Source organism: Streptosporangium sp. NPDC005286, assembly GCF_040607515.1.
Taxonomy (GTDB): Bacteria; Actinomycetota; Actinomycetes; order Streptosporangiales; family Streptosporangiaceae; genus Streptosporangium.
Genome location: NZ_JBEXGU010000248.1, coordinates 1 through 10019, shown reverse-complemented (window position 1 = coordinate 10019; position 10019 = coordinate 1). Strand labels below are relative to the sequence as shown.

The following is a 10019-nucleotide window of genomic DNA, read 5'->3' as shown; positions in this document are numbered from 1 at the left end:
GCGGTGACCGACGACAACGCGGCGAGGCGCCGCCTGGGCGACCGCAGTAGGCAAAGGATCCACCAAGGTGGCCGCCGCCCCCCCCGGGGGGGCGGGGGGCACCTTTCGTCTCAGTATGTGAGAAGTGTGTACGCCGGGCGAGACGGTGTTCCGGCCGCCAGGTAGCCTGGGATGAAATGCGCCAGGTCCCAGCCTGCCGCGACGGGGCCTGACAGGGGTGGGCCGGCAACTCTCCGGCGCCACGCCCCAGATCACCGGTCCGTGATCCGGACCCGTGACATCAGGCCTGGTCGGAGCCCTGATCGGAGTCTCGACCATTGCCCCTGCTCGCATGCGACCGAGACGAGATTCGCCATGTACGACATGTATCCCTGGAACCACGCCGAAGAGGTCAAGGACGAGGCCGCCGAGGCGCTCCAGACCGCCCTGGACCGCCGGGACAACGGTGGTTCCCCCATCCACTGAACCTGTTCCCAGTGCCGGCGGGGGTCCCGCGGCTGATCAGCCGGCGTGTCTCATCCGCCGGTCGCGATCTCGATCTGCTCGGTCGACTTGACCCCCTGCGGATCGGGGCGCACCGCGCCGACGAAGGAGGACCGGCGCCAGGCGCTGAGCTTCTCCTCCTTGACCACGTCGCCGCTTCGCGGGGCGTGGACCATGTAACCGGGTCTGGTGATCATGCCGACATGGCCGAGGCCGCTGAAGAAGGCCAGGTCACCGGCCTTGAGGTCCTTCCAGGCGATCTTCTTGGAGAAGGCGGCGTACTGGTCGGTGGTGACGCGGGGCAGCTTGATCCCGGCGGCGCCGTAGGCACGGAGCATCAGGCCTGAGCAGTCGAAGCCGCCGTTGCCGGTGCCACCCCAGACGTAGGGCGTGCCGCGCTTGGACATGGCCCACTTCACGGCCTTCTGCCAGGCGGGCCTGGGGGTCGCGCTTTTCAGTGCCGCCTTCAGCCTGACGGTGCCGAGCGCGGGAACTTCGGGGGAGGGGAGAGGGGAGGCGGCCAGGGCCGCAGTCGGCGCCATGGCCGAGGCCGCGAACACCGCGGCACCTGAGACGAGAATGGACAGGACGCGGGAGTACATCTTGCCGGACAGGATGATTCCTTCCATAAGGCCGGCCGGGTGAGCTGTCGGGCTCGGGCGTGGAGGCCGCCCTACGGCGCGAGAGCGCGCCGATTCGCCCCAAGGAATCCCGTGATGGCGGCCGGGAGCGCGCTCCGGGGGAGGAGCGGGTTCCCGGGGGCCCGGTGGATCCCGGAAAAAGTGGTTCCCCGGCTCCGTACGGGCCGGTAAGGGGGTGGTCCGTACGGATTAGGCGTCGATGTGAATGGGGAGGACGATAACGAAACCTCGCGAAACGGTCAATAGGGAGCAAAAAAGGACAAAGTGATCACACGGGTGGACGCGCGGACACGTCCGAAGAGTGAGACCGGTGTTCGATCACCGAGACGGACAGGTAAGGTGCCTGCATGGATTCGCGTAACATTCGCCTGGCGGTCATCCCCGGGGACGGGATCGGAGTCGAGGTCGTCACCGAGGGCCTGAAGGTCCTCGAAGCGGTCGGCACCAAGGTGGAGACCACCACGTACGACCTCGGAGCCAAGCGCTACCACGAGACCGGCGAGACCCTGCCCGACCCGCTGCTCGACGAGCTACGCGGATACGACGCGATCCTGCTCGGCGCGGTCGGCGACCCCAGCGTGCCCCCGGGCATCCTGGAGCGCGACCTGCTGCTCAAGCTCCGCTTCCAGCTCGACCACTATGTGAACCTCCGCCCGGTCAAGCTCTTCCCCGGCGTCGAGACGCCGCTGGGCAAGGCCCGCCCCGAGGACATCGACATGATCGTCGTCCGGGAGGGCACCGAGGGCCCCTACGCCGGCGCCGGAGGCGCCATGCGCCGCGGCACGCCGTACGAGATCGCCACCCAGGAGTCGCTGAACACCGCCTACGGTGTCGAGCGCGTGGTGCGCTACGCCTTCGAGAAGGCGGTGGCCCGCCCCCGCAAGAAGCTGACGCTGGTCCACAAGACCAACGTGCTCACCTACGCCGGTGACCTCTGGGCCCGCACCTTCGACCGGGTCAGCGTGGAGTACCCCGAGGTCCAGACCGACTACTGCCACGTCGACGCGGCCTCGATGTTCTTCGTCAGCCAGCCGGAGCGCTTCGATGTGATCGTCACCGACAACCTCTTCGGTGACATCCTCACCGACATCGGCGCGGCGATCGCCGGTGGCATCGGCCTGGCGGCCAGCGGCAACGTCAACCCCGACCGCACCGCGCCGAGCATGTTCGAGCCGGTCCACGGCAGTGCCCCCGACATCGCGGGCCAGGGCAAGGCCGACCCGACCGCCACCATCCTGTCGGTCGCCATGCTCCTGGACCACCTGGGACTGGCCGACGAGGCGGCCCGGGTCGAGCAGGCCGTCGCCGACGACCTGCTCGAGCGGCTGGCCGGCTGGACCGGCCGGACCACCCAGGAGATCGGTGACGACATCACCGCGCGAGTAGCCGGCTGAGGAAGCCGCCCCCTCGACCCCGATGCGCCTGGCGGCTCCTACGAGCCGCCGGGCGTTTTTTGTTTCCCACGCACTGCCGGTTTTCGGCATGGATGCAGTAGTTTCCCGTTACCCGGTCCAACGCAGAATGGACCCGAGGGTAAGCCAGACATCAAGATAAGGATCCGCGTCATGACCACCGCTCAGAAGCTCAGCTTCGACGTGCAGCTCTCCGACCACGCTCGCACCGCGGCCGAGCGCGAGCAGGTAATGGTGGCTCCGGGGTTCGGCCAGGTCTTCACCGATCACATGATCTCGATCGACTACACCGAGGGCGAGGGCTGGCACGACGCCCGGCTCATGCCGTACGGCCCGCTCAGCCTCGACCCCGCGACCGCGGTCTTCCACTACGCGCAGGAGCTCTTCGAGGGCATGAAGGCGTACCGCCAGCAGAACGGCGCGATCGTGACGTTCCGCCCCGAGGCCAACGCCGCCCGCTTCAACACCTCCGCGCTGCGGATGGCCATGCCCGAGCTGCCCGAGGAGACGTTCGTCGAGTCGCTGGAACTGCTCGTCCAGACCGACCGCGAGTGGGTGCCGACCACCCCCGGACACAGCCTCTACCTGCGCCCTTTCATGATCGCCACGCAGCCTGCGCTCGGGGTCAACTACCCCTCCAGGAGTTACAAGTACATGGTGATCGCCTCTCCGGCGGCGGCCTACTTCGGTGGCGGGCAGGCGGTCAGCGTCTGGCTCTCCACCGAGTACACCCGCGCGGCCCCCGGCGGCACCGGCTTCGCCAAGTGCGGCGGCAACTACGCGGCGGCCTTCGTGGCCCAGCGCCAGGCCGTCGAGCAGGGCTGTGACCAGGTGGTCTGGCTGGACGCGAGCGAGCACCGCTACGTCGAGGAGATGGGCGGGATGAACCTGTTCTTCGTCTACGGCGACCGCCTGCTGACCCCGGCGCTCACCGGCACGCTGCTGCCGGGCATCACCCGCGACTCGATCCTCGCCCTGGCCTCGGACCTCGGCCTGCGGGCGGAGGAGGGGCGGCTGTCGATCGAGGAGTGGCAGCGGGGCTGCGAGTCGGGCGAGCTCACCGAGGTCTTCGCCTGCGGCACCGCCGCGGTGGTCACCCCGGTCGGCTCGGTCAAGGGCGCCGACCGCGCCTGGACGATCGGCGACGGCACCCAGGGGCCGGTCACCGAGCGGATCCGCGAGGAACTCGTGGGCATCCAGTACGGTTCCCGCCCGGACCCGCACAACTGGGTCCACAAGATCTGCTAGTCCCGTTTTCCGCATGTGCTGCATCGTTGCAGGTCGGCAGCTATATCTGATCTCAGTGTCGCGGGTGATCACCCCGGGTCAATCGGGGTCACGTGCGGAACACAGGGCCAGTCCCGCGTGCGACCTCGATGGGTTTTTGCTCTTGTGTGGCACCTGACCTGTGACGGGATCCCCAGGTGTGAAGTGGGAACGATGCGGTGACAGGTGCTGCGTAAGGGGGCGAGGAGATCCGGCCAACACGTTCATGGCCGGTCACCGTGGGGTCCCCAGCCGGAGGAGGCCCGGTCTCCAACTGGCCAGGCCTCCTCCGCGGGCAGGGCTATCCTTCGGGCAGTTCGTCGGTGTCGATCGTGAGGTTCCACGGCTCGGGAAGTTTCAGGGAGCCGCCGAACTTGACGATGTTTTCCTGCTGGTACCCCTTAGGGCTGGGGCTGCTGAGAAGCCGGATCTGCTCGTCGAAAGCATCGATGACGAGATAGAGCGGGACACCTGCCAACGCGCAGTTTTGCGGCTTGACGACGTGATCGTCGTTGACGCTGCTTGGGGAGACCACCTCCACCACGAGCAGCGTGACGTCACCGTAGACCTCGTTCTTGTCCCACATCCTTGGATTACGTGGCACGACGGTGAGGTCGGGGCGGTAACGTTCGGCTTGAGGGCCGAGATGGATCTTGATGTCGTTCCAGATCTTCCAGCCATGCTCGGTCACCGTGCCGAGAAGGTGGGTGAGAACCCAGAAGACGATGTTGTTGTGGCTGTCGGTAGGCAACTCCCTCACCACGATCCGGCCGTTGATGAGCTCGACGCGCCGGTCAGGCCATTGCTCGCACATCTCTGGGAGTCGCCTGACAAGTTCATCGCGGAGATCTTCTTGTGGTGCTCTCTCGGTTGGTCGATCCAGAACCTTGGCCATGCGGTCATCCTTCCCTCCGTGCGGATGGGCGCAACGTGTTTGCCATGTCGCTTAAAGTAATCGAAAAGACTCCCGTCCGCCCGGGATTCGGAAAAGTTCTCGTCAGTGCTTTCGAATCATGGTGAGGCCGTCGGCGATGGGGAGCATGATCGAGGTGACCCGTCCGTCGGCGCTGACCATGTCGTTGAACTCGCGGATGTGCCTGACCGTCTCGTCGTCCCTGCCGGGATCGGCGACGTGGCCGCTCCACAGCGTGTTGTCGACGAGGATCACCCCACCGGGGACCAGCCGCGACATCAGGATCTCGTAGTAGACGGGATAGTTGACCTTGTCGGCGTCGATGAACGCCAGATCCACCCCGGGGTGCTCGGGGAGCTCGCGCAGCCGCTCGGCCGCCGGGCCGATCCTCAGCTCGATGCGGTCGGAGACCTGCGTCTTCTCCCAGTATCTCCGGGCGACCGCCGTCCACTCCTCGCTCACGTCGAAGCAGGTGAGCCGGCCGCCGGGGGCGAGCCCACGGGCGAGGCAGATGGATGAGTAGCCGGTGAAGGTGCCCACCTCCACCGCGTTCCCGGCGCCGCCGATCTGGGCGATCATGGTGAGGAAGCGCCCCTGGTCGGGGGAGATCTGCATTCCCGCGCTGTCGCCGGTCAGCTCGCGGGTCTCGACGGCGAGCGCGTCGAGGACGTCGTCGGGCAGGGTGGTGTGCGCGAGCAGATACTGCCCCACGGCGGGGTCGAGGTAGGTCGCCTTCATGGGCCTCATTCTGGTCGGTACGAGGTGGTCGCGGGGGGTGAACCCGAGCCGTGTCGGCGGATCGCGGGTCTCAAATCCTAAGATCGATGTGTCAGATGCTGTCAGCGTGTGGCAGACTCCAAAGCATCATGTTCTACGGTCTGCTCATTATCGGCAGGCGCGCTGGCTGAAAAGGGACACCGCCAGCGCGCAGACCTCTCACGTCCGTGAGGGGTTTTTTTGTTTCTCGGAGCCGAATGAGCGCGCGGCGAATCATCTAACCGCGAAGGAGAACGACATGGCCGACGACCGCTTCCACGTGTACGACACGACCCTCCGTGACGGAGCCCAGCAGGAGGGGCTCAATCTCACGGTGGCCGACAAGCTGGCCATCGCGCGTCACCTGGACGGCCTGGGCGTCGGTTTCATCGAGGGTGGCTGGCCGGGGGCCAATCCCAAGGACACAGAGTTCTTCAGGAGAGCTCAAACAGAGCTCGACCTGAAGCACGCGCAGCTCGCCGCGTTCGGCGCGACCCGCCGGGCAGGTGTGAAGGCAGCCGACGACCCGTTGGTGGCCGCGCTGCGCGAATCCGGCGCGCCGGTCGTGACCCTTGTCGCCAAGAGTCACGACCGGCACGTGGAGCTGGCCCTCCGCACGACCCTGGAGGAGAACCTCGCGATGATCCGCGACACGGTCTCCCACCTGCATGCGGAGGGACAGCGGGTCTTCCTCGACGCCGAGCACTTCTTCGACGGCTACAAGTCCAACCCGGCGTACGCGCTGGAGGTGCTGCGCACCGCCGCCGAGGCGGGAGCCTCGGTCATCGCGCTCTGCGACACCAACGGGGGCATGCTCCCCGACGAGCTGGCCGAGGTCGTGCAGGCCGCCGTCGGCACGTCCGCCAGGATCGGCATCCACTGCCACGACGACACCGGCTGCGCGGTCGCCAACTCCCTGGCCGCGGTGAAGGCGGGCGCGACACACGTGCAGGGCTGCGCCAACGGCTACGGGGAGCGCTCGGGCAACGCCAACCTGTTCACGGTCGTGGCCAACCTGCAGCTCAAGCGGGGATTCGACCTGGTGCCGAGGGAGGCGCTGGCCGACATGACCAGGATCGCCCACGCGATCACCGAGGTCACCAACGTCACCCCCAACTCCCACGCCCCCTACGTCGGGGTCTCCGCCTTCGCGCACAAGGCCGGGCTGCACGCCAGCGCGATCAAGGTCGATCCCAACCTCTACCAGCACATCGACCCCGCCGAGGTCGGCAACGACATGCGCATGCTCGTCTCCGACATGGCCGGACGCGCCTCGGTCGAGCTCAAGGGCCGCGAGCTGGGCTACGAGCTGGCCCCCGACACCTCGCGGGAGCTGGTGATGCGGGTCAAGGAGATGGAGTCGAAGGGCTACACCTTCGAGGCCGCCGACGCCTCCTTCGAGCTGCTGCTCCGCGACACCGTCGCGGGCGAGCGCAGGCGTCACTTCCAGGTCGAGTCCTGGCGAGTGATCGTCGAGCAGAACCGCGGCGGCGAGGTCGTCAGCGAGGCCACCGTGAAGCTGCACGCCAAGGGCGAGCGGATCGTCGCCACCGGCGAGGGCAACGGTCCGGTCAACGCCCTCGACCGGGCCGTACGACAGGGACTTGAGCGGCTCTACCCCGAGCTGGCGGGGGTCGAGCTGATCGACTTCAAGGTGCGCATCCTGGAGGGCACGCACGGCACCGACGCCGTCACGCGCGTGCTGATCACCTCCAGCGACGCGGCCGGGGAGTGGTCCACCGTCGGTGTCGACGAGAACATCATCGAGGCGTCCTGGCAGGCGCTGGAGCAGGCCGTCACCTACGGCCTGCTGCGCGCCGGCCACACCGACTGAGGCGGCCCCCGAAGGGCGCGTACGGGAGGCCCTCCGGAGGGCGTGGCCGGGCGGCTCAGGTCGGGGTCGCCCAGCCGGGCGCCCTCCTGACCCGGCGGGCGTGAGCGGCCCCGAGCGCCCCCGGCCAGGCCGGTTCAGCCGGGGGCGAGGCCGTCAGGAGAGGTCGGCGCCGCCGACGCGGAAGCTCACCGGGCCCTCGGAGGTCTCCACGCTGACCTTGCCGCCCGCGCAGGAGAGCGACGGCGTGCCGGTGCCGGGCACCAGCACGGTCAGCACGGAGTCGCCCGAGGCGGGGGCGACGACCGCGGGCGCGGGGTGCCTCTGCAGGTAGGCGGAGGAGACCCAGCCCTGGTAGGGGTTCTTCTGGCCGCGGATCACCTTGAGCCCGCCGACCGGCTTGCAGGAGGGCATCGAGACCTGCACGAGCGTCGCCTTCCAGCCCGCCTTGTCCTTCACCACGACCTGGCCGCCGCTGTTCGAGACGGTGGACAGGTCGCGGGAGAAGTGCCAGATGTTGCGGACCGAGGAGCCCTTGGGGACCGTGTCCAGCACGGCCATCAGGTCATTGCCGTGGTTGACGAGCACCGAGCGGGTCCTGGGCACGCCGTAGGCCCTGTCGGTCAGCCGGTAGCTCTGCCGCTCGGACCCGATCGAGGATCTGCTCAGGGTGGTGGCGGTCTTGCCGCGGAACCTGGCCCCGGACACGATCGAGGTGTTGTGCGCCTCGGCCGACATCGTCCAGTGCCGGTAGCCGCTGTTCTCGTACGAGTCGAAGCCGACGTCGACCAGGACGTCGCGGCCCTGGGCGTAGTAGGTCACGCCCAGGTGGTCCTCGTGGCCGTGGTACTTCATGCCGGGCCCGAAGCGGATGGAGTAGAACGCCGACTCGGGCTTGTCCCAGGCGGTGCGCCCGTAGACATAGCCGTTGCCGAACACCCGCACCGTCTTCTTCGGGTGGGAGTAGCCGACGGGCCGCACGTCCGCGCCGCCGTCGCCGATCGGGACCATGAACCCGTCGGGCTGGGTGGAGTGGGAGATGAAGTCCTCCAGCGACTCCCAGCGGCGTGCGATGTCGGCGGGCACCTTCCGCCCGCACGACTTGATGTTGTCCATCGCGACCTTCAGCCGCTCGTAGACGTAGATCGCGTAGCGGGGGGCCTGCTCGCGCAGCGCGCCCTGGGAGTCGACGTCGAGCTTCACGGTCTCGGTGAGCCGCCTGATCGCGAGGCTGGACCACTGATCCCGGCCATAGCGGCAGCCGATGCCGAGCAGCGCGATGTCCTGGTCGATGCCGTGGTTGTGACCCTTCTCGTACAGCTTCGGGTCCGACAGCATCTTGGCGTGCTCGGCCAGGCTGCGGGAGAGCCACGACTCGTTGACGTGCTTGCTGAGGCAGACCAGCGCGGGGGCGCGCAGCGCGATCGGGTGCTCCTGCCAGGCGTACGGGCTGGCCCCCGCGCCGCCGCGGGGGTTGTCGGCCACCCAGTCCTTGGCGATCTCGACGGCCCGCGCCAGGTACGCCTCGTTGCCGTTCGTCTCGTAGTCGGCGACGAGGCGGCCCATCCAGCGCAGCGAGTGGAAGACCATGCTCCAGGAGCGGTTCCGGTAGGGATCGGTGCGCCAGTCGACGTTCTTGCCGATCTTCACCGGGGCCAGGTCGAGGAAGGCGACCTCGCCGTTCATGATGTCCGCCGCCGTCGGTGTGGCCGGTAGCCAGTCACCCTGGCACTCGGCGGTGCGTTTTACCTCCCGTGCTTCCGCGGTGCCGGCCGTGGCGCCACAGGTCGTCAAGAGGACAAGGGAGAGAGCGAGTGCTTGTGTGCGGCGGCGCACGCCAGTTCCTTCCGGGCCGAACGAGGGGAGTGGATCATGCTGTCCGAATCCCACCAAAACGGTCAAGTCGGGATGGGTGCTTCCGGGACATCGTTAGCAACTAGATGCGGGTTTCCCAGGTTTCCCAGGTTTCCCGGCGCGAGTGGCCTGATCCTGCCGGTCGATGTCCCTGCGGCCACTCGCGGGCGTAACCGCGTTTCGGCAGGCTGGGCATATGAGACTCGCCGACATCGTGATCCCCGACACACCGGCCGCCCGCGGCGCGCTGGAGGTGGCGACCGCCTACTGCTCGCCCGCCCTGCTCAACCACTCCGTGCGCGCCTACCTGTGGGCGGCGGCCTACGGTGCGATGAACGACATCGCCTTCGACGCCGAGCTGCTGTACGTCGCGTCGATGATGCACGACATCGGCCTGGTCAAGGAGTTCGACAGCCACACCGTGCCGTTCGAGGAGGCGGGGGGCCATGTCGCATGGGTCTTCGCCGCCGGGGCCGGATGGCCCGTCGAGCGCCGCGTGCGCGCGTCGGAGATCGTCGTACGCCACATGTGGGACGGCGTGGACCCCGGGTGGGATCCCGAGGGGCACCTGCTCGAACTGTCCACCGGGCTGGACATTTCCGGGCGGGGGTCGGAGGACTTCCCCGCCGGGCTCCGGGCCGAGGTGCTCGAGCGTTACCCCAGGCTGGGGATCGGCCCGGAGTTCGCCGGGTGCTTCGCGGACCAGGCCGCGCGCAAGCCGGACAGCCTGGCCGGGCGGTTCGTCCGCTCGGGGATCGCCGAGCGGATCGCCGCCAACCCTCTGGACCGTTGAGCGGGTAGGCCCCGCTCCCGGAAACGAGGGGGGGGGGGGGCGACCCCCGGCAAGCGGCCGCGGGGCCCCG

General features: G+C 68.3%; 8 protein-coding genes and 1 riboswitch. Of the genes, 4 read left to right on the top strand and 4 right to left on the bottom strand.

Annotated elements, in window-relative coordinates:
- Window positions 1–515 precede the first annotated feature (515 nt).
- Complete coding sequence (locus ABZU75_RS43080; RefSeq protein ID WP_355568163.1) at window positions 516–1112, bottom strand: C40 family peptidase; 597 nt, start codon at window positions 1110–1112, stop codon at window positions 516–518.
- Window positions 1100–1330, bottom strand: a riboswitch (cyclic di-AMP (ydaO/yuaA leader). (Overlaps the previous gene by 13 nt.)
- 141 nt (window positions 1331–1471) lie before the next feature.
- Between ABZU75_RS43080 and ABZU75_RS43075 the strand changes: the two genes are divergently transcribed.
- Both ABZU75_RS43075 and ABZU75_RS43070 read left to right on the top strand, forming a co-directional pair.
- A complete protein-coding gene (locus ABZU75_RS43075; RefSeq protein WP_355568159.1) occupies window positions 1472–2518 on the top strand; it encodes a 3-isopropylmalate dehydrogenase in 1047 nt (348 codons plus the stop codon).
- Between the two features lie 171 nt (window positions 2519–2689).
- On the top strand, window positions 2690–3784 hold the full coding sequence (locus tag ABZU75_RS43070; protein WP_355568156.1) for a branched-chain amino acid aminotransferase: 1095 nt from the start codon (window positions 2690–2692) through the stop codon (window positions 3782–3784).
- A 319-nt stretch (window positions 3785–4103) separates the two neighbouring features.
- On the opposite strand, the gene ABZU75_RS43065 is transcribed toward ABZU75_RS43070, so the two are convergent.
- Together ABZU75_RS43065 and ABZU75_RS43060 are read right to left on the bottom strand one after the other, a co-directional pair.
- Complete coding sequence (locus ABZU75_RS43065) at window positions 4104–4697, bottom strand: Uma2 family endonuclease (RefSeq protein ID WP_355568153.1); 594 nt, start codon at window positions 4695–4697, stop codon at window positions 4104–4106.
- Between the two features lie 102 nt (window positions 4698–4799).
- Window positions 4800–5453, bottom strand: a complete 654-nt coding sequence (locus ABZU75_RS43060) for an O-methyltransferase (RefSeq protein WP_355568150.1) — start codon at window positions 5451–5453, stop codon at window positions 4800–4802.
- A gap of 277 nt (window positions 5454–5730) precedes the next feature.
- Here ABZU75_RS43060 and cimA point away from each other — a divergent pair, with 277 nt between their 5' ends.
- Window positions 5731–7305, top strand: a complete 1575-nt coding sequence (gene cimA, locus ABZU75_RS43055) for a citramalate synthase (protein WP_350914750.1) — start codon at window positions 5731–5733, stop codon at window positions 7303–7305.
- Window positions 7306–7458: 153 nt separating this feature from the next.
- Here the strand turns inward: cimA and ABZU75_RS43050 are convergent, their stop codons facing one another.
- Window positions 7459–9096: a heparinase II/III family protein gene (locus ABZU75_RS43050; protein ID WP_355568146.1), complete on the bottom strand. Its 1638-nt coding sequence runs from the start codon at window positions 9094–9096 to the stop codon at window positions 7459–7461.
- Between the two features lie 256 nt (window positions 9097–9352).
- Here ABZU75_RS43050 and ABZU75_RS43045 point away from each other — a divergent pair, with 256 nt between their 5' ends.
- Window positions 9353–9949: an HD domain-containing protein gene (locus ABZU75_RS43045; protein ID WP_355568143.1), complete on the top strand. Its 597-nt coding sequence runs from the start codon at window positions 9353–9355 to the stop codon at window positions 9947–9949.
- Window positions 9950–10019: the final 70 nt, after the last annotated feature.